Source organism: Xenophilus arseniciresistens, assembly GCF_028023875.1.
GTDB lineage: Bacteria > Pseudomonadota > Gammaproteobacteria > Burkholderiales > Burkholderiaceae_C > Xenophilus > Xenophilus arseniciresistens.
Window position 1 is genome coordinate 879,128 of the sequence record NZ_JAQIPB010000001.1, and the last position, 16,631, is coordinate 895,758.

Below are 16,631 nucleotides of genomic sequence, written 5' to 3' on the forward strand. Positions count from 1 at the left end.
AGACTTGGAAAGGATGCGGGGTGAAAGGCGCTTCAGGCCAGTGCGTGCAGCGCTTGCCACGCCTGCCAGTGGGCACCGGGCGGCACGAGTTGGGGCGTGTCGATGCAGGCAGCCTCCACGCACAGCATGTGGCGCCAGCCGTCATCGGGCAGGTCGGGCAGCTTCGCGCAGAGCGCCGGGCCGGGGTTCCAGACCACGGTTTCGGTGCAGCTGGCGCTTTGGCTGATCTGCAGGCGCCGGGCGCCGTCTTGCAGGAGCAGTGGCGCCGACTGCGCGGCAAAGACGCTGTCGAACTCTTCGCCGAAGCGCAGGGCCGGCGAGGCCTCGGTGCTGTGCGTGTCGCGCACGGCGTCCCAGCGGGCGGCGCCTTGCAGGCCATGCAGGCTGACAGCGGCTGCGTCCTGCACATGCAGGTAGGTGTGCAGGGCGCCCGTGAACGACCAGGGCGTATCGCCGGTGTTGCGCACGTCCAGCGCAATGCGCAGGCTGGCCGGGGCCAGTTGCACCGTCAGCGTGGCCTCGAAGCTTTCGGGCCAGAAGGCGCGCGAGGCCTCGCTGCTGGCCAGGCGCAAGACCAGCGTGTCGGGCACATCGGTGGGCACCGGCTGCCAGGGCAGGTTGCGCACGAAGCCGTGCTTGACCAGCGGGCCGCGCCTGTTGAACTGCGGCCAGCACACGGGCACACCGCCGCGGATCGGGAAGCTGCCATCGAACACCGACCGGGGGCTGAGGTAGAGGCGTTCGGTCAGCCGTCCGGCCTCGTCCGCACTCTGCCAGGACACCACCTGGCCGCCGTGCAGGGTCACCAGCACGCGATCGCCCTGGGGCAGGGCCAATGCCACGGCCGGCTGCCCGGCCAGGCTCTCGGTTGTCATCTTGCTCCGTACAGACATGGCGCGGATCCTCCCTTTTTTGTTGTGAAACCTTCGCTCGTGCAAGTGGGTCTGAACGCGCAGCAGGCTCAGCGCCGCGCCAGCGCGTCCGCGCGCGTCTGCGCCGCGGCGAAATCCAGGTCGCCCGAATAGATGGCCCGGCCGCAGATCACGCCTTCGACACCTTCGTCTTCCACCGCGCACAGCTGCTCGATGTCGGCCATATTCGACAGCCCGCCGGAGGCGATGACCGGAATGTTCAGCGACTGGGCCAGCTTGACGGTGGCGTCGATGTTGATGCCCGAGAGCATGCCGTCGCGGCCGATGTCGGTGTAGATGATGGACTCGACGCCGTAGTCCTCGAACTTCTTGCCCAGGTCCACCACTTCATGGCCCGTGAGCTTGCTCCAGCCGTCGGTGGCCACCTTGCCGTCCTTGGCGTCCAGGCCCACGATGATGTGGCCGCCGAAGGCGATGCAGGCGTCCTTGAGGAAGCCGGGGTTCTTCACGGCCGCGGTGCCGATGATGACGTAGCGCAGGCCGTCGTCGATGTAGCGCTCGATGGTGTCCAGGTCGCGGATGCCGCCGCCCAGTTGCACCGGAATGTCTTCACCCACTTCGCGCAGGATGGCTTTGATGGCCGCGTGGTTCTGGGGCTTGCCGGCGAAGGCGCCGTTCAGGTCCACCAGGTGCAGGCGGCGCGCGCCGCGGTCCACCCACTGGCGCGCCATGGCGGCCGGGTCTTCGCTGAACACGGTGGATTGGTCCATGTCGCCCTGCTTGAGTCGAACGCAGTGGCCGTCCTTGAGGTCGATGGCGGGAATGAGAAGCATGGGGTGGGAAGCAGACGTTGAGCGATGAGCGTCGGGTGGGAAGTCAGCGCGCTGAACGCAAGAAACGCCCGGCGCACGGCCTCCGTATCAGGGGTTCCAGTGCAGGAAGTTGCGGTACAGCTGGAGGCCGCGGTCGGCGCTTTTCTCGGGGTGGAACTGGGTCGCAAAAATATTATCGCGGGCCACGGCAGCGGTAAAGCGCGCGCCGTAGTCCGCCTCGCCCACGCTGTGCACCGCCAGCTCGGGCCGCGCATAGAAGCTGTGGACGAAGTAGAAGTGGCTGCCGTCGGGCACGCCGGCCCACAGCGCATGGGGCTGGCTCTGCCAGACCTGGTTCCAGCCCATCTGCGGCACCTTGAAGCGGCTGCCGTCGGCCTGGCGCTGGCCTTCGAGCGCGAAGCGCTGCACCTGGCCCGGGATCAGGTCCAGGCCATCGGTGGGGCCTTCCTCGCTGCGCGAGAGCATCATCTGCATGCCCACGCAGACGCCGAACAGCGGCTTGCTGGCCGCGGCTTCGAGCACCGATTCCTGCAGGCCGGAGGCGCGCAGCTCGTGCATGCAGTCGGGCATGGCGCCCTGCCCCGGCAGCACCACGCGCGTGGCGCGGCGCACCACCTCGGGGTCGGCAGTGACGAAGACCTCCACGCCGGCGGCATCGGCCGCATGGCGCACGGCCTGGGAAACGGACCACAGATTGCCCATGCCGTAATCGACGACGGCGACGGAATTGCTCATGACGCTCGGACCAGGCGGGTGGGCTTAGAGGGAGCCTTTGGTGGAAGGGATGACGCCGGCCGAACGGGGGTCCAGTTCGAGCGCGGCGCGCACGGCGCGGGCAAAGGCCTTGAAGATGGTCTCGCACTGGTGGTGTGCGTTCACGCCCTTGAGGTTGTCGATGTGCAGCGTGGCGCCCGCGTGGTTGACGAAGCCCTGGAAGAACTCGAAGGCCAGCTGGGTATCGAAGCCGCCCACGGTGCCGCTGGTGAACTGCACGTCCATGTGCAGGCCCGGGCGGCCCGAGAAGTCGATCACCACGCGCGACAGCGCTTCGTCCAGCGGCACGTAGGCATGGCCGTAGCGGCGGATGCCCTTCTTGTCGCCCACGGCCCTGGCCACGGCCTGGCCCAGGGTGATGCCCACGTCTTCGACGGTGTGGTGGCCGTCGATGTGCAGGTCGCCCTCGCACTGGATGTCCAGGTCGATCAGCCCATGGCGGGCGATCTGGTCCAGCATGTGGTCGAAGAAGCCGATGCCGGTGGCCAGACTGGCCTGGCCGCTGCCGTCGAGATTGACGCGCACGCGGATTTTGGTTTCGGCCGTGTTGCGCGAAACATCGGCGGTGCGCTCGCCGCTCTGGCCGGCATGGATCGCGGCGCTGGCGCTGGTGGGTGTCGTGGAGGCTGTCATAGGGATTGGCGCAGGGCTTCGAGCATGCGCGCGTTGTCTTCGGCGGAGCCGACGGTCAGGCGCAGGCACTGGGCCAGCAGCGGGTGCATTCTAGAAACGTTCTTCACCAGCACGCCGCGCTGCTTCATGCCTTCGAACACGGCGTCGGCGCGCTCGTGCGCGCCCTGCGCGCCGCCCTGCACGCGCAGCAGCACCATGTTGGCGTCGCTGGGCCAGACCTTCACGCCCGGCAGATCGGCCAGCCGCGCCAGCAGCGCATCGCGCTCGGCGCGGATGGCGGCGGCCTGCTGCGCGAACACGTCGGCGTGTTCCAGCGCGAACAGAGCGCATTCGCAGTTCAGCACGCTGACGTTGTAGGGCGGACGCACCTTGTCGATCTGCGCCACCAGCGCCGCGGGGCCGATGAGGTAGCCCAGGCGCACGCCGGCCAGGCCGAACTTGCTGAGCGTGCGCATCAGCAGCACATGCGCGTGGGCGGCCGGGTCCAGGCGGATCTCGTCAAGCCAGCTGTGGCTGGCGAAAGGCTGGTAGGCCTCGTCCATGACCACCAGCCCGCCCTGAGCGCCCTGGGCGGCCACGAGGCGGCGCACCACCTCGCGGTCCCACAGGTTGGCCGTGGGGTTGTTGGGGTAGGCCAGGTACAGGATGGCCGGCTTCTCCTTTTCGATGGCGGCCAGCATCGCGGCTTCGTCGAGCTCGAAATCGGCCGTCAGCGGCACGCCCACGTAGCGCAGGCCCTGCAGCTGGGCGCTCATGGCGTACATGACGAAGCCCGGCGCGGGTGCCACGACGGTTGCGCCGGGGAGGTCGCAGGCCATGGACAGCAGGCCGATCAGTTCGTCCGAGCCGTTGCCCAGCATCAAAGCCTGGCCTTCGGGCAGTTGCACATGCGCGGCCAGGGCGGCCTTCAGGTCGTCGCCCCGCGCGCCGGGGTAGCGGTTGAGCGCCAGCGCACCCAGGCGTTCGCCCAGCGCGGCCTGCAGCGCGGGCGGCAGGCCGTAGGGGTTCTCCATCGCGTCGAGCTTGAGCAAGCCCCGCGCGTCCTGCACGGCATAGGCATGCATGGCCTGCACGTCGGGGCGGATGCGGTCAAGGGGAGCAGTCATTGGGGTAACTCGTCCGGGAGGGACAGAAAGGGGTTGAGGATGGTGAGCGATTCCACGCGCTGCCCGTGCTGCATGTCTTCGGTGATCAGGTGCCCGCAGCCGGCCTGCATGGCGGCTGCGACGATGAGCGAATCCCAGAAGGAAAAGCCATGCCTGGCCTCCACGCCCCATGCAGCCTCCACCGTCTGGTGGTCGATCTGCCAGGGCTGCCAGAGCTGCATGCGGCGCACCTTGGCGCGCGCATCACCCTGGCTCATGTGCAGCTTGCGGATGGCGTTGACGTAGTACTCGTTGAGCACCTGCGTACTCAATCGCCCGCGGTGCGTGAGCCAGAGATGATCGAGCCAGAGCCGCGCGCGCTGTCGCTTGCTTTCATCGACGCCGTCATCGGCGTACAGCAGGATGTTGGTGTCAACGAAAACGGGCAAGGCGCTCGGCATAGATCTCGTCGCGTGCAAAGGGCGCCTGTCCGTCGGACATCCAGCGACGGTCATCGAATTGCCATTCGCGATAGGCCCGCTCGTAGGCGTCGTCGTGGCGCATCTTGTCCGCCAGCATCTCGCCGACCATGCGCGAGACGCTGGAACCCCGCCGCGCCGCCTCGACGCGAGCCCATTCCAGCACGCCCTCGTCCACGGTGATGGTGACGTTCTTCATGGGCGCATGGTACACGAATCTCGTGCAACACGAAGTTCGTGTTGATATTCCGGCTTGCTTCTCAGGGCTCGCAGCGGTACGCGGCCTGCAGCGCAGCGGCCAGCACCAGCGGCACCGGCATGTCGGCTTCGTACAGATCGGCGTTGCGCCGCAGTTCGCCTTCGTAGAGGGGCCGCGCCATCGCCGGCTCCAGCCGGCGGCCGTTGGCGCAGAAGGCCGGCCTGGCGCCCGCCCGCTGCGCGGCGTCGGCAGCCTCGCGCAGGCCTTCGAGCACGCCCACGAGGTAGTAGCTGGCGCGGTTGCGGCCTTCGGCCTCCTGCGCTTCGAGCGTGCGCAGCTCGCGGATGCTCATGGCCTGCGCCGGCGCGGGCAACAGCTGCAGCGCAAGCACCAGCAGCCCAGCCAGCCGATGCAGGGCTCGGGGCTTCATCAGGGGGCCGCGTCGGAGGTGCCGCGCATGGGCGGCACCTGGGCCAGGCGCATTTCGGCCGCGCGCGCGTGGGCCTGCAGGCCTTCGCCATAGGCCAGCTCGGCCGCCACCGGGCCCAGCACCTGCGCGCCGGCCTCGCTCACCTCGATCAGGCTGCTGCGCTTCTGGAAGTCGTACACGCCCAGCGGCGACGAAAAGCGCGCGGTGCCGCTGGTGGGCAGCACGTGGTTGGGGCCGGCGCAGTAGTCGCCCAGGCTCTCGCTGGTGTAGGCGCCCAGGAAGATCGCGCCCGCATGGCGCAGCAGCGGCTCCCAGCGGTGCGGCTCGCTGCTGGAGACTTCCAGGTGCTCGGGCGCAATGCGGTTGCTGATGGCGCAGGCTTCTTCCATGTCGCGCGTGTGGATCAGCGCGCCGCGGCCGTTGAGGCTGGCGGCGATGATCTGCGCGCGCGGCATCGTGGGCAGCAGCCGGTCGATCTCGCGCTGCACGGCGGCTATGTAGTCGGCGTCCGGGCACAGCAGGATGCTCTGCGCCAGCTCGTCGTGCTCGGCCTGGCTGAACAGGTCCATCGCCACCCACTCGGGCGGCGTGCTGCCATCGGCCAGCACCAGGATCTCGCTGGGGCCGGCGATCATGTCGATGCCCACGGTGCCGAAGACGCGGCGCTTGGCGGCGGCCACGTAGGCATTGCCCGGGCCGGTGATCTTGTCCACCGCAGGCACGGTGGCCGTGCCGTAGGCCAGCGCGGCCACGGCCTGCGCGCCACCGATGGTGAAGGCGCGCGTGACGCCGGCCACGTGGGCGGCGGCCAGGACCAGCGGGTTCTTCTCGCCGCGCGGCGTGGGCACGACCATGATGATTTCGCCCACGCCAGCCACATGGGCCGGGATGGCGTTCATCAGCACGCTGGACGGATAGGCCGCCTTGCCACCAGGCACGTAGATGCCCACGCGGTCCAGCGGCGTGACCTTCTGGCCCAGCAGCGTGCCGTCTTCATCGCGGTAGCTCCAGCTTTCGCCGCTGGCCTTCTTCTGGGCCTCGTGGTAGCTGCGCACGCGGCGCGCGGCCGATTCCAGCGCCTGTCGCTGCGCCGCAGGCAGCGCCTCGAAAGCGGCCTTGAGCTCCCCTGCATTGAGCTCCAGCGCCTGCAGACTCTGCGCGCGCAGGCCATCGAAGCGTTCGGTGTACTCCAGCACCGCCGCATCACCACGCGCGCGCACATCGGCCAGGATGTCGGCCACGCGCTGTTCGATGGCCGCGTCCTGGTCGGCCGACCAATGCAGCCGCGCCTTGAACGCGGCCTCGAAATCGGGCGCGGAGGTGGCGAGGCGCAGGGGCTGGGCTTGCAGGCTCATGAGCGGTCTTGCAGAAAGAAGGAAGGACTGGGAATCAGGGCTGGGCAACGGCCGACGCGAAGGCGTCGATGATGTGGCGCATGGGTGCGCGCTTGAGCTTGAGCGCAGCCTGGTTCACGACCAGGCGGGCGCTGATGTCCATGATGCGCTCCACCTCGACCAGTTGGTTGGCCTTGAGGGTGTTGCCGGTGGACACCAGGTCGACGATGGCATCGGCCAGGCCGGTGAGCGGCGCCAGCTCCATGCTGCCGTAGAGCTTGATCAGGTCCACGTGCACGCCCTTGGCCGCGAAGAACTCGCGCGCCAGGTTCACGTACTTGGTGGCCACCTTCAGGCGCGCGCCCTGCTTCACGGCGTTGGCATAGTCGTAGTCGGCGCGCACGGCCACGCTGAGGCGGCAGGCGGCGATCTTCAGGTCCAGCGGCTGGTACATGCCCTGGTTGCCATGCTCCAGCAGCACGTCCAGGCCCGTCACGCCCAGGTCGGCGCCGCCGTACTGCACATAGGTGGGCACGTCGGACGCGCGCACCAGCACCACCCGCACGTCGGGGCGCGTGGTCGGCAGGATCAGCTTGCGCGACTTGTCGGGGTCTTCGGTCACCTCGATGCCGGCCGCGGCCAGCAGGGGCATGGTCTCTTCGAAGATGCGGCCCTTGGAAAGCGCCAGAGTGATCATGCGCGGCTCCCCGACAGGCGCTCGATGTCGGCGCCCAGCGCACCCAGCTTGGCCTCGATGCGGTCGTAGCCGCGATCCAGGTGGTAGATGCGGTCCACCAGGGTCTCGCCCTCGGCCACCAGGCCGGCGATCACCAGGCAGGCCGAGGCCCGCAGATCGGTGGCCATCACGGTGGCGCCTGATAGGCGCGGCACGCCTTCGATCACGGCCGTGCGCCCATCCGTCTGGATGCGGGCGCCCAGGCGCAGCAGCTCGTTGACGTGCATCATGCGGTTCTCGAAGATGGTTTCGGTCACCGTCGAGGCGCCTTCGGAAACCGCGTTGAGCGCCATGAACTGCGCCTGCATGTCGGTCGGAAAGCCCGGGTACTCGGTGGTGCGGAAGCTCTGCGCCTTCAGCCGGCCTTCGGCGCGCACGCGGATGCCGCCGTCCACGGCCTCGATCTGCGCACCGGCTTCGAGCAGCTTGTCGATCACGGCGTCCAGGTGGTCGGCGCGCGCGTTCTTCAGCAGCACGTCGCCGCCGGCCGCAGCCACGGCGCACAGGAAGGTGCCGGCCTCGATGCGGTCGGCCACCACCGTGTGGCTGGCGCCGCGCAGGCTGTCCACGCCCTGGATGCGGATGCGGCTTGAGCCATGCCCTTCGATCTTCGCGCCCATGGCGATCAGCATCTCGGCCAGGTCGGGAATCTCGGGCTCCTGGGCCGCGTTCTCCAGCACCGTTTCGCCTTCGGCCAGCGCGGCGGCCATCAGCAGGTTCTCGGTGCCGGTCACGGTCACCATGTCGGTGGTGATGCGCGTGCCGCGCAGGCGGGTGCGGCCGGTCGGCAGCCTGGCCATCATGTAGCCGTGCTCCACCTCGATTTCGGCGCCCATCGCGCGCAGCCCCTTGATGTGCTGGTCCACCGGACGCGAGCCGATGCCGCAGCCGCCGGGCAGCGACACCTTGGCGTGGCCGAAGCGGGCCAGCAGCGGACCCAGTGCCAGCACCGAGGCGCGCATGGTCTTGACCAGCTCGTACGGAGCTTCCGGGCGCGTCAACTCGGCTGCGTTCAGGCGCACCGTGCCGTTGTCGTCGCGCTCGGCGATCACGCCCATGTGGCGCACCAGCTTGAGCATGGTGCTCACGTCTTCCAGACGCGGCACGTTGTGCAGCAGCACGGGCTGCGCCGTGAGCAGCGCGGCGCACAGCTCGGGCAGGGCCGCGTTCTTGGCGCCGGAAACAGGCACTTCGCCATGCAGCGTGCGTCCGCCGCGGATCAGGAGTTTGTCCATCTGCATTCCAAAAGGTGGGGCGTCGGGCCTCAGGCGTCTCGAGTCGGCAGCTTCGCGCTCGATGCCAGGCGCCTGACGCCCCGTGCCGATCTCAAGGGGCCTGTGCGGCCCACTCTGCCGGGGTGAAGGTTTTCATCGACAGCGCGTGCACTTCATCGGTGTGCATTTTGGCACCCAGGGTGGCGTACACCCGCTGGTGGCGCTGGATGGCGCGCTTGCCCTCGAACTCGGCCGAGACGATGGTCGCGTACCAATGGCGGCCGTCGCCCTCGAGCGTGATGTGCTCGCAGGCCAGGCCCGCTTCGATGATGGATTGCAGTTCTTCAGCGGTCATGGGGTGGGGCTAGCCTCTGATCTTGTAGCCGATGCGCAGCAGATGGACGGCCAGCGCGCTCACGACCAGCCAGGCGCCACCCACGATGCCCAGGCTGAGCCAGGGCGAAACGTCCGAGATGCCGAAGAAGCCGTAGCGAAAGCCGTCGATCATGTAGAAGAAGGGGTTCGCGTGGCTCACGCCCTGCCAGAAGGCCGGCAGCGAATGGATGGAATAGAACACGCCCGACAGGAAGGTCATGGGCATGATCAGGAAGTTCTGGAACACCGCCATCTGGTCGAACTTCTCGGCCCACAACCCGGCGATCAGCCCCAGCGTGCCCAACAGCGCCGCGCCCAGGAAGGCGAACACGACGATCCACAGCGGCGCGGCAAAGGGCGGCACCGCAAAGAACAGCGTGACCAGCAGCACGCCCATGCCGACGATCAACCCGCGCAGCACCGACGACCCCACGTAGGCAAAGAACCAGCCCCAGTGCGACAGCGGCGTGAGCAGCACGAACACCAGGCTGCCCATGATCTTGCTCTGGATCAGCGAGGACGAGCTGTTGGCGAAGGCGTTCTGCAGCACGCTCATCATCACCAGGCCCGGGATCAGGAAGGCCGTGTAGCTGACGCTGCCGTAGACCTTCACGTGGTCCTCCAGCACATGGCCGAAGACCATGAGATACAGCACGGCCGTGAGCACCGGCGCGCCGATGGTCTGCGCACCCACCTTCCAGAAGCGCAGCGTCTCCTTGTACAGAAGCGCGCGCCAGCCCAGTGCGCCGGCGATCATCGTGCCACCTCCAGGGGTGTCTGCTCGCCGGCCATCAGGTCAATGAACACGTCTTCCAGGTCGGCCTTTCGCATTTCCACGTCCTCGATGGCCACGCCTGCTTCACGCAGGCTGGCCAGCAGTTGTTCAACTTCGCCGGCGTCGCGCGCCGGCAGTTGCACGATGCGCCCCGTGATGCGCGCATGCTGGGCCAGCGCCCAGGGCAGGTTGCCATCGGTCTTGAAGCGCAGCACGTTGCTGGCCGCGGACTTCAGCAGCTCGCTGGTGCGGTTCAGCGCGATCAGCTGGCCCTTCTTGAGCATGGCGATGCGGTTGCACAGGGCCTCGGCCTCTTCCAGGTAGTGCGTGGTCAGCAGCACCGTGCTGCCCTGCTTGTTCAGGCGCGCCACGAACTGCCACAGCGTCTGGCGCAGTTCCACGTCCACCCCCGCCGTGGGCTCGTCGAGCACGATCACGGGCGGCTTGTGCACCAGGGCCTGCGCCACCAGCACGCGGCGCTTCATGCCGCCCGAGAGCTGGCGCAGGTTGGCCGTGGCCTTGTCGGCCAGGCCCAGGCTCTGGAGCAGCTCGTCGATCCAGGCCTCGTTGTTGGCGATGCCGAAGTAGCCGGACTGGATGCGCAGCGTTTCGCGCACGTTGAAGAAGGGGTCGAAGACCAGCTCCTGCGGCACGATGCCCAGCTGGCGCCGCGCCTGGGCGTAGTGCGTGTGCACGTCATAGCCGCGCACGTTCACGCGGCCGGCCGTGGGGCGCGACAGGCCGGCCAGGATGCTGATCAAAGAGGTTTTGCCCGCGCCGTTGGGGCCCAGGAGGCCGAAGAACTCGCCCTCCTCGATGTCGAAACTCACATCGTCCAGGGCCCGCAGGCCGTTGCCGCCCTGCGTTTTCTGCTGACGTGAAGATGCATAGGTCTTGGAGACCGACTGGAAGGAGATCGCGGGCATGGGGCCGGAATTTTAGGCGGCCCGGCCACCGGCCGCTGGCATGGGGCCATCCCCGCGCCGGCAGGGCGCCCGGGACGCGCCGTGGGCGCTTCTGCCTAAGGTGCGGCGGGCAGCAGGCCGGCCACGCCATACAGCGTGGCCAGCTCGCGCAGGCGCTGGGGCAGCGCCTTGACGGCAAAGCCGCGGCCCTTGACGCCCGCCTCGCGCCGGCATTCGAGCAGCACGGCAATGGCCGAAGAATCGAACTGGGCCAGCGCGCCCGCGTCGACGATGGCCACCGAGCCGCGCTGCGCCTCCAGGCCCTGCTGCAGCATGCGCATGCAGGCCGGGGCCTCGTCGTGCGTCAGGCGCGCGGGCAGCACCAGCATGGCGGCTTCGGAAGCGGCTTGGGTGGCCATGTGTGAGGGGCTCAGCCCTTGGTGCCCGCGTTGGACTTGTTGCGCGCCGCCAGCGACGCCACCAGGCCATCGATGCCCTTGCTGCTGATCTCCTGCGCGAACTGGGTGCGGTAGGTTTCCACCAGCCACACGCCCATCACGTTGAGGTTGTAGACCTTCCAGCCAAAGCCCTGGCCGGGGGTCTTTTCCAGGCGGTAGTCGAGCTGGATCGGGTCGCCACGGCCGCGGATCTCGCTTTGCACCAGCACTTCCTTGTCGTTGGCCGTGCCGCGGAAGGGCTTGATGGCCACCTCCTGGTCCGACACCTGGTCCAGCGCCCCTGCGTAGGTGCGCACCAGCAGGGTCTTGAACTCCTGCTGCAGGCGCGTGCGCTGCTCGGGCGTGGCCTGGCGCCAGGCCGGGCCGACGGCCGAGGCGGTCATGCGCTGGAAGTTCACGTTGGGCATGATCTGCGTATCGACCAGCGCCATGATCTTGTTGATGTCGCCCGCCTTGATGGAAGCGTCGGCCTTGATGGTGTTGAGCACCTCGGTGGACAGGCGCTTGACCAGCATGTCGGGCGCCTCGTCGGCGGCCCAGGCAGGCGCAAAGGCGGTGACGCCGGTGGCCACGAGCGTGGCCGAAACAGCCCAGCGGGCCAGGGTGCGACGTTGGATCAGGCTTGTCATCTTGCTCACCTTCCTTGTGTGATTTTTTCTAGGGTGACGCAGGCTCAGGCGGAGCCCTCGTCCCGGCTTTGGAGACTGCGGCGGCGCACCGGGTTCCCGCACCGCCGGGCCTGAATGCAACACGATGCATGCGGGCATCGGCGCTTTCAGGCGCGTGCAACAACCCGCTCTCGCTCAGTCGAGGTCGTAGCGCTCTTCGGTTTCGGTGCCCGCGGCGCCGTCGCGCACCTCGATGGCGCGGCGCTGCAGGTGGGAATCGCGCAGGAAGCTGTAGGGGTCCAGCGCGGCTTCCTGCAGCAGTTGCGTCACGCCCAGCAGGCGCGCCCGCGTGTCCACCACGTCGAGCACCGACAGCGCGTTGCGCACTGGAATGTCATTGATGGCGCCCACCGGGTTGCCCCAGCGGTCCGCGGGCAGGGCCGCGGTGTCGCGCAAGGTCGAGGGGCCGAACAGCGGCAGCATCACAAACGGGCCGGAAGGCACGCCCCAGTAGCCCAGGGTCTGGCCGAAATCCTCGGAATGGCGGTTGATGCCGGCTTCGCTGGCGATGTCCAGCAGGCCGCCCAGGCCGAACACCGTGTTGACGTTCAGCCGCATGAAGGTCTCGGCGCTGCCCCGCAGCTTGAGCTGCATCACGTTGTTGGCCAGGTTCCAGACGTCGCCGATGTTGCCGAAGAAGTTGCTCACACCCGTGCGTACGAAGCTGGGCAGCACATCGCGGTAGGTGGTGGCCACGGGCTTGAGCACGGCGCGGTCCAGCCCGTCATTGAAGCGGTACATGGTCCGGTTGAAGGGCTCGAAGGGGTCGTCCTCGTTCGAAGCCGGGGCCGGGGCGGCTGCAGCAGACGCAGCGGGGAGCGCGGGCTGTGCATTGCCGGTCAGGGGCTGGGCCACAGCGGCATGGCTGGCCAGAAGGCCCAGGGCCAAGGCCAGGCTGGTGCCCGCCAGGCGCCAGGCGGCCGGCGCGGCGCCGGGGAACGTGAAACTGCTACTGCTTGCGGTCGTCATTTGTGGGTTTGGCATTTCCCGATCCACCGGCGCCATCCGCAGCCGAATTGAACAGGAATTGGCTGATCAGATTCTCCAGCACCACTGCGGACTGCGTGTCGGTCACGACGTCGCCGGCCTGAAGGTTGCGGTCGTCAGCGCCCGGCTCCACGCCGATGTACTGATCGCCCAGCAGCCCGCTGGTGAGGATCTTGAGGGAACTGTCCTTGGGAAAAGAATAGCGGCTCTGCAGCGAGAGCACGACGTCGGCCTGAAAGGTCTTGTCGTTGAAGGTGATCGATTCCACACGGCCCACCACCACGCCGGCGCTGCGCACCGCCGTCTGCGGCTTGAGGCCGCCGATGTTCTGGAAGCGCGCCGTGACGTTGTAGGTCTTCTGGAAGCTCAGGCTCAGCAGGTTGGCCGACTGCAGCGCCAGAAAAAGCAGTGCCGCCGCGCCGATGAGCACGAACAGGCCGACCCAGATGTCCTTGTTCGAACGTTGCATGTGTGATCCCTTGTACTAGCTGCTGAACATCATGGCCGTCAGCAGGAAATCCAGGCCCAGCACCGACAGCGAGGCCATGACCACGGTGCGGGTGGTGGCGCGCGAAACGCCTTCGGGCGTGGGATTGGACTCGTAGCCCTGCAGCAGCGCGATGAAGCTCACGGCGATGCCGAAGACCACGCTCTTGACGATGCCGTTGCCCACGTCGGACCAGACGTCCACGCTGCTTTGCATGCGGCCCCAGAAGGTGCCGGCGTCCACACCCAGCATCAGCACCCCCACGATGTAGGCGCCGATCACGCCCACGGCGCTGAACACCGCCGCCAGCAATGGCATGGTGATCACGCCGCCCCAGAAGCGCGGCGCGAGCACGCGGCGCACCGGGTCCACCGCCATGATTTCCATCGCGGCCAGTTGCTCGCCGGCCTTCATCAGGCCCACTTCGGCCGTCAGCGAGGTGCCGGCGCGGCCCGCGAACAGCAGCGCCGCCACCACCGGGCCCAGCTCGCGCACCAGCACCAGCGTGACCACCTGGCCCAGCGTGTCGGTGGAGCCGAACTGCGCCAGCGTGTAGTAGATCTGCAGGCCCAGCACGAAACCCACGAACAGGCCGGAGACCGCGATGATGGCCAGTGAGTAGTTGCCCAGGAAATGGATCTGGTCGCGCACCAGTGAGAAGCGCCTCAGCGCCACGCCGCCCAGCGCCAGCAGGCGCACGAACAGGCGGCCCGCATGGCCGATGTCCGCCAGCTTGCTGCGCACCGCGAAGCCGACGTCTGCAGGCTTGTACCAGCTCATCGGGACGACTCCCCTGCTCCGCCGCCGCCGCCGACGCCGAAGTCGGCTTCGATGCCCGGCCCGGGGTGATGAAAGCGCACCGGCCCTTCGGCCTGCGCGTTGACGAACTGGTGCACCAGCGGATCGGTGCTGGCGCGCACCTCCTCGGGCGTGCCCTGCGCCGCCACGCCGCCATTGGCCAGCACCACCACGTGGTCGGCGATGCGGAAGGTCTCGTCCAGGTCGTGCGAGACGATCAGGCTGGTCAGGCCCAGCGCGTCGTTGAGCCGGCGGATCAGCCGCGCGGCGGTGCCCAGCGAAATGGGATCCAGCCCCGCGAAGGGCTCGTCGTACATGACCAGTTCCGGGTCCAGCGCAATGGCCCTGGCCAGCGCCACGCGGCGCGCCATGCCGCCCGAGACTTGCGAAGGCATCAGCTCGCGTGCGCCGCGCAGGCCCACGGCGTCGAGCTTCATCAGCACGATGTCGCGCACCAGCACTTCAGGCAGTTGGGTGTGTTCGCGCAGCGGAAAGGCCACGTTGTCGAACACGTTCATGTCGGTGAACAGGGCACCGAACTGGAACAGCATGCCCATGCGCCGGCGCGCGGCGTAGAGCGCGTCGTTGTCCAGTTGGCCCACGTCCTGGCCGTCGAAGAGCACCTGGCCGGCCTGAGCCCGGACCTGGCCGCCGATCAGCCGCAGCACCGTGGTCTTGCCGCCGCCCGAGGCACCCATCAGCGCCGTGACCTTGCCGCGCGGCGCGGCAAAGGACACGCCATCGAGGATGGCGCGTTCGTTGTACGCAAAGCGCACGTCACGGAACTCGATGAAGGCTGCAGACGACAAGCCGTTGTACTCCCGGTCAACAAAAAAGCCGGGGGGCTGATTGACAGCATCCCGGCTTGGCGGTTGGCCCGATGATAAGGGATGGCCCCCTGACCCGCGCCCCACCTTTGGAGTAGGCAGGACGGGGGCTTCCAGATTTCGGCCAGATCGGGGCGCGCGCCCTCAGCGAGGCAGGTCGCTGAAGCCCATCAGGAACTCGTCGACGGCACGCGCCGCCTGGCGGCCCTCGCGCAGCGCAGCCGGCAGGCTGCGCGTCCATGAACGCCCGAAGGGCGATCCGCGGATCTCAACGGGGCAGGTCGCTGAAGCCCATCAGGAACTCATCCACGGCACGCGCCGCCTGCCGGCCCTCGCGGATCGCCCAGACCACCAGGGACTGGCCGCGGCGGATGTCGCCAGCGGCGAAGACCTTGGGCACGTTGGTGGCGTAGCCGCCCGTGAAGTCCACGCTGGCCTTGGCGTTGCCGCGTGCATCCTTCTCGACGCCGAAGGCATCGAGCACGGCCGCGACGGGGCTCACGAAGCCCATGGCCAACAGCACCAGGTCGGCCTTGTAGGTCTTCTCGGTGCCGGCCACTTCCACGAACTTGCCGTCCTTGAACTCGACGTTCACGGTCTTCAGGCCCGTCACCTTGCCCTTTTCGCCGATCAGTTCCTTGGTGGAGATGGCGAACTCGCGCTCGCAGCCCTCTTCGTGGCTGGAGCTGGTGCGCAGCTTGATCGGCCAGTAGGGCCAGGTCAGCGGGCGGTTCTCTTCTTCGGGCGGCTGGGGCATCAGCTCGAACTGCGTGACGCTGGCAGCGCCGTGGCGGTTGCTGGTGCCCACGCAGTCGGAGCCGGTGTCGCCACCGCCGATCACGATCACATGCTTGCCGTCGGCACGCAGTTGGCCCTTGACCTTGTCGCCGGCGTTCACGCGGTTCTGCTGGGGCAGGAACTCCATCGCGAAGTGGATGCCATCAAGGTCGCGGCCCGGCACGGGCAGGTCGCGCGACTGCTCGGCGCCGCCGGTCAGCAGCACGGCGTCGAATTCCTTGTCCAGCTGCTCGGGCGTGACGTTTTCCTTGGCCAGGTTCGTGACCTTGGAGCCCTTGCCCAGCGGGTCCTTGGCTGCGCCGACGACCACGCCGGTGCGAAAGACCACGCCTTCGGCCTTCATCTGCTCCACGCGGCGGTCGATGTGCGACTTCTCCATCTTGAAGTCGGGGATGCCGTAGCGCAGCAGGCCGCCCACGCGGTCGTTCTTCTCAAAGACCGTCACGTCATGGCCGGCGCGCGCCAGTTGCTGGGCCGCGGCCAGGCCTGCGGGGCCCGCGCCCACCACCGCCACCTTCTTGCCCGTCTTGTGCTTGGGAGGGCGGGCCTGCACCCAGCCCTCGTCCCAGGCACGGTCGATGATGGCGTGCTCCAGGCTCTTGATGCCCACGGCGTCATCGTTCACGTTCAGCACGCAGGCCGCTTCGCAGGGCGCGGGGCAGATGCGGCCGGTGAACTCGGGGAAGTTGTTGGTGCTGTGCAGCACCTCGATCGCGCTCTTCCAGTCCTGGCGGTACACCAGGTCGTTGAAGTCCGGAATGATGTTGTTGACCGGGCAGCCGTTGTTGCAAAAGGGCGTGCCGCAGTCCATGCAGCGCGCACCCTGCACCTTGGCCTGTTCGTTGTCGAGGCCGACGACGAATTCCTTGTAATGCTTCAGGCGCTCCGGGACCGGGCGATAGCCCTCCTCGATGCGCTCGTGCTCCATGAAGCCGGTGATCTTTCCCATCGTGTGTTCCTGCTC

Annotated in this window: 21 protein-coding genes; all 21 read right to left on the reverse strand. The window is 68.1% G+C overall.

Annotated elements, in window-relative coordinates:
* Positions 1 to 32: 32 nt before the first annotated feature.
* Complete coding sequence (locus tag PGB34_RS03905) at positions 33 to 875, reverse strand: D-hexose-6-phosphate mutarotase (RefSeq protein ID WP_271426749.1); 843 nt, start codon at positions 873 to 875, stop codon at positions 33 to 35.
* An 86-nt stretch (positions 876 to 961) separates the two neighbouring features.
* A complete protein-coding gene (gene hisA / locus PGB34_RS03910; protein ID WP_271426750.1) occupies positions 962 to 1,705 on the reverse strand; it encodes a 1-(5-phosphoribosyl)-5-[(5-phosphoribosylamino)methylideneamino]imidazole-4-carboxamide isomerase in 744 nt (247 codons plus the stop codon).
* 87 nt (positions 1,706 to 1,792) lie between these two features.
* A complete protein-coding gene (hisH, locus tag PGB34_RS03915) occupies positions 1,793 to 2,440 on the reverse strand; it encodes an imidazole glycerol phosphate synthase subunit HisH (protein ID WP_271426751.1) in 648 nt (215 codons plus the stop codon).
* 24 nt (positions 2,441 to 2,464) lie between these two features.
* The gene (gene hisB, locus PGB34_RS03920; RefSeq protein ID WP_271426752.1) at positions 2,465 to 3,112 is read right to left on the reverse strand and encodes an imidazoleglycerol-phosphate dehydratase HisB; all 648 of its coding nucleotides are present in this window, start codon (positions 3,110 to 3,112) and stop codon (positions 2,465 to 2,467) included.
* Complete coding sequence (hisC, locus tag PGB34_RS03925) at positions 3,109 to 4,218, reverse strand: histidinol-phosphate transaminase (protein WP_271426753.1); 1,110 nt, start codon at positions 4,216 to 4,218, stop codon at positions 3,109 to 3,111. The genes hisB and hisC overlap by 4 nt, the downstream gene beginning before the upstream one ends.
* Positions 4,215 to 4,646 carry a PIN domain-containing protein gene (locus tag PGB34_RS03930; RefSeq protein ID WP_271426754.1) on the reverse strand — a complete coding sequence of 144 codons (432 nt, stop codon included), beginning with the start codon at positions 4,644 to 4,646 and terminating at the stop codon, positions 4,215 to 4,217. The genes hisC and PGB34_RS03930 overlap by 4 nt, the downstream gene beginning before the upstream one ends.
* Positions 4,630 to 4,875: a CopG family transcriptional regulator gene (locus PGB34_RS03935; RefSeq protein ID WP_271426755.1), complete on the reverse strand. Its 246-nt coding sequence runs from the start codon at positions 4,873 to 4,875 to the stop codon at positions 4,630 to 4,632. The genes PGB34_RS03930 and PGB34_RS03935 overlap by 17 nt, the downstream gene beginning before the upstream one ends.
* A 61-nt stretch (positions 4,876 to 4,936) precedes the next feature.
* The gene (locus PGB34_RS03940) at positions 4,937 to 5,305 is read right to left on the reverse strand and encodes a hypothetical protein (RefSeq protein ID WP_271426756.1); all 369 of its coding nucleotides are present in this window, start codon (positions 5,303 to 5,305) and stop codon (positions 4,937 to 4,939) included.
* Entirely contained in the window at positions 5,305 to 6,660 is a 1,356-nt protein-coding gene (hisD, locus tag PGB34_RS03945) for a histidinol dehydrogenase (protein ID WP_271426757.1), read from the reverse strand. The genes PGB34_RS03940 and hisD overlap by 1 nt, the downstream gene beginning before the upstream one ends.
* Before the next feature lie 34 nt (positions 6,661 to 6,694).
* A complete protein-coding gene (hisG, locus tag PGB34_RS03950) occupies positions 6,695 to 7,336 on the reverse strand; it encodes an ATP phosphoribosyltransferase (protein ID WP_271426758.1) in 642 nt (213 codons plus the stop codon).
* Positions 7,333 to 8,610 carry a UDP-N-acetylglucosamine 1-carboxyvinyltransferase gene (gene murA / locus PGB34_RS03955; RefSeq protein ID WP_271426759.1) on the reverse strand — a complete coding sequence of 426 codons (1,278 nt, stop codon included), beginning with the start codon at positions 8,608 to 8,610 and terminating at the stop codon, positions 7,333 to 7,335. The genes hisG and murA overlap by 4 nt, the downstream gene beginning before the upstream one ends.
* A 91-nt stretch (positions 8,611 to 8,701) precedes the next feature.
* A complete protein-coding gene (locus PGB34_RS03960; protein WP_271426760.1) occupies positions 8,702 to 8,944 on the reverse strand; it encodes a BolA family protein in 243 nt (80 codons plus the stop codon).
* A 9-nt stretch (positions 8,945 to 8,953) separates the two neighbouring features.
* Complete coding sequence (locus PGB34_RS03965) at positions 8,954 to 9,721, reverse strand: ABC transporter permease (RefSeq protein WP_271426761.1); 768 nt, start codon at positions 9,719 to 9,721, stop codon at positions 8,954 to 8,956.
* Complete coding sequence (locus PGB34_RS03970; protein WP_271426762.1) at positions 9,718 to 10,665, reverse strand: ABC transporter ATP-binding protein; 948 nt, start codon at positions 10,663 to 10,665, stop codon at positions 9,718 to 9,720. Before PGB34_RS03970 ends, PGB34_RS03965 begins: the two co-directional genes overlap by 4 nt.
* 95 nt (positions 10,666 to 10,760) lie before the next feature.
* Positions 10,761 to 11,033: an STAS domain-containing protein gene (locus tag PGB34_RS03975; RefSeq protein WP_271426901.1), complete on the reverse strand. Its 273-nt coding sequence runs from the start codon at positions 11,031 to 11,033 to the stop codon at positions 10,761 to 10,763.
* A 41-nt stretch (positions 11,034 to 11,074) separates the two neighbouring features.
* The gene (locus PGB34_RS03980; protein WP_271426763.1) at positions 11,075 to 11,731 is read right to left on the reverse strand and encodes an MlaC/ttg2D family ABC transporter substrate-binding protein; all 657 of its coding nucleotides are present in this window, start codon (positions 11,729 to 11,731) and stop codon (positions 11,075 to 11,077) included.
* A 174-nt stretch (positions 11,732 to 11,905) separates the two neighbouring features.
* Positions 11,906 to 12,739: an MlaA family lipoprotein gene (locus PGB34_RS03985; protein ID WP_271426764.1), complete on the reverse strand. Its 834-nt coding sequence runs from the start codon at positions 12,737 to 12,739 to the stop codon at positions 11,906 to 11,908.
* Positions 12,720 to 13,226: an outer membrane lipid asymmetry maintenance protein MlaD gene (gene mlaD / locus PGB34_RS03990; RefSeq protein ID WP_271426765.1), complete on the reverse strand. Its 507-nt coding sequence runs from the start codon at positions 13,224 to 13,226 to the stop codon at positions 12,720 to 12,722. Before mlaD ends, PGB34_RS03985 begins: the two co-directional genes overlap by 20 nt.
* Positions 13,227 to 13,241: 15 nt before the next feature.
* Positions 13,242 to 14,024 carry a lipid asymmetry maintenance ABC transporter permease subunit MlaE gene (gene mlaE, locus PGB34_RS03995; RefSeq protein ID WP_271426766.1) on the reverse strand — a complete coding sequence of 261 codons (783 nt, stop codon included), beginning with the start codon at positions 14,022 to 14,024 and terminating at the stop codon, positions 13,242 to 13,244.
* Positions 14,021 to 14,851, reverse strand: coding sequence for an ABC transporter ATP-binding protein (locus PGB34_RS04000; RefSeq protein WP_271426767.1), 831 nt, complete (start codon positions 14,849 to 14,851; stop codon positions 14,021 to 14,023). Before PGB34_RS04000 ends, mlaE begins: the two co-directional genes overlap by 4 nt.
* 286 nt (positions 14,852 to 15,137) lie before the next feature.
* Positions 15,138 to 16,616: a glutamate synthase subunit beta gene (locus PGB34_RS04005; protein ID WP_271426768.1), complete on the reverse strand. Its 1,479-nt coding sequence runs from the start codon at positions 16,614 to 16,616 to the stop codon at positions 15,138 to 15,140.
* Between the last annotated feature and the right edge of the window lie 15 nt (positions 16,617 to 16,631).

Coding starts and splice junctions, on each gene's coding strand:
- hisD (WP_271426757.1), bottom strand. CDS start 6,660: ATGAGCCTGCAAGCCCAGCCCCTGCGCCTCGCCACCTCCGCGCCCGAT.
- PGB34_RS03965 (WP_271426761.1), bottom strand. CDS start 9,721: ATGATCGCCGGCGCACTGGGCTGGCGCGCGCTTCTGTACAAGGAGACG.
- PGB34_RS03970 (WP_271426762.1), bottom strand. CDS start 10,665: ATGCCCGCGATCTCCTTCCAGTCGGTCTCCAAGACCTATGCATCTTCA.
- murA (WP_271426759.1), bottom strand. CDS start 8,610: ATGGACAAACTCCTGATCCGCGGCGGACGCACGCTGCATGGCGAAGTG.
- mlaE (WP_271426766.1), bottom strand. CDS start 14,024: ATGAGCTGGTACAAGCCTGCAGACGTCGGCTTCGCGGTGCGCAGCAAG.
- hisH (WP_271426751.1), bottom strand. CDS start 2,440: ATGAGCAATTCCGTCGCCGTCGTCGATTACGGCATGGGCAATCTGTGG.
- PGB34_RS03985 (WP_271426764.1), bottom strand. CDS start 12,739: ATGACGACCGCAAGCAGTAGCAGTTTCACGTTCCCCGGCGCCGCGCCG.
- PGB34_RS03940 (WP_271426756.1), bottom strand. CDS start 5,305: ATGAAGCCCCGAGCCCTGCATCGGCTGGCTGGGCTGCTGGTGCTTGCG.
- mlaD (WP_271426765.1), bottom strand. CDS start 13,226: ATGCAACGTTCGAACAAGGACATCTGGGTCGGCCTGTTCGTGCTCATC.
- PGB34_RS04005 (WP_271426768.1), bottom strand. CDS start 16,616: ATGGGAAAGATCACCGGCTTCATGGAGCACGAGCGCATCGAGGAGGGC.
- hisC (WP_271426753.1), bottom strand. CDS start 4,218: ATGACTGCTCCCCTTGACCGCATCCGCCCCGACGTGCAGGCCATGCAT.
- hisA (WP_271426750.1), bottom strand. CDS start 1,705: ATGCTTCTCATTCCCGCCATCGACCTCAAGGACGGCCACTGCGTTCGA.
- PGB34_RS03905 (WP_271426749.1), bottom strand. CDS start 875: ATGACAACCGAGAGCCTGGCCGGGCAGCCGGCCGTGGCATTGGCCCTG.
- PGB34_RS03960 (WP_271426760.1), bottom strand. CDS start 8,944: ATGACCGCTGAAGAACTGCAATCCATCATCGAAGCGGGCCTGGCCTGC.
- hisB (WP_271426752.1), bottom strand. CDS start 3,112: ATGACAGCCTCCACGACACCCACCAGCGCCAGCGCCGCGATCCATGCC.
- PGB34_RS03975 (WP_271426901.1), bottom strand. CDS start 11,033: ATGCTGGTGCTGCCCGCGCGCCTGACGCACGACGAGGCCCCGGCCTGC.
- PGB34_RS03935 (WP_271426755.1), bottom strand. CDS start 4,875: ATGAAGAACGTCACCATCACCGTGGACGAGGGCGTGCTGGAATGGGCT.
- PGB34_RS03980 (WP_271426763.1), bottom strand. CDS start 11,731: ATGACAAGCCTGATCCAACGTCGCACCCTGGCCCGCTGGGCTGTTTCG.
- hisG (WP_271426758.1), bottom strand. CDS start 7,336: ATGATCACTCTGGCGCTTTCCAAGGGCCGCATCTTCGAAGAGACCATG.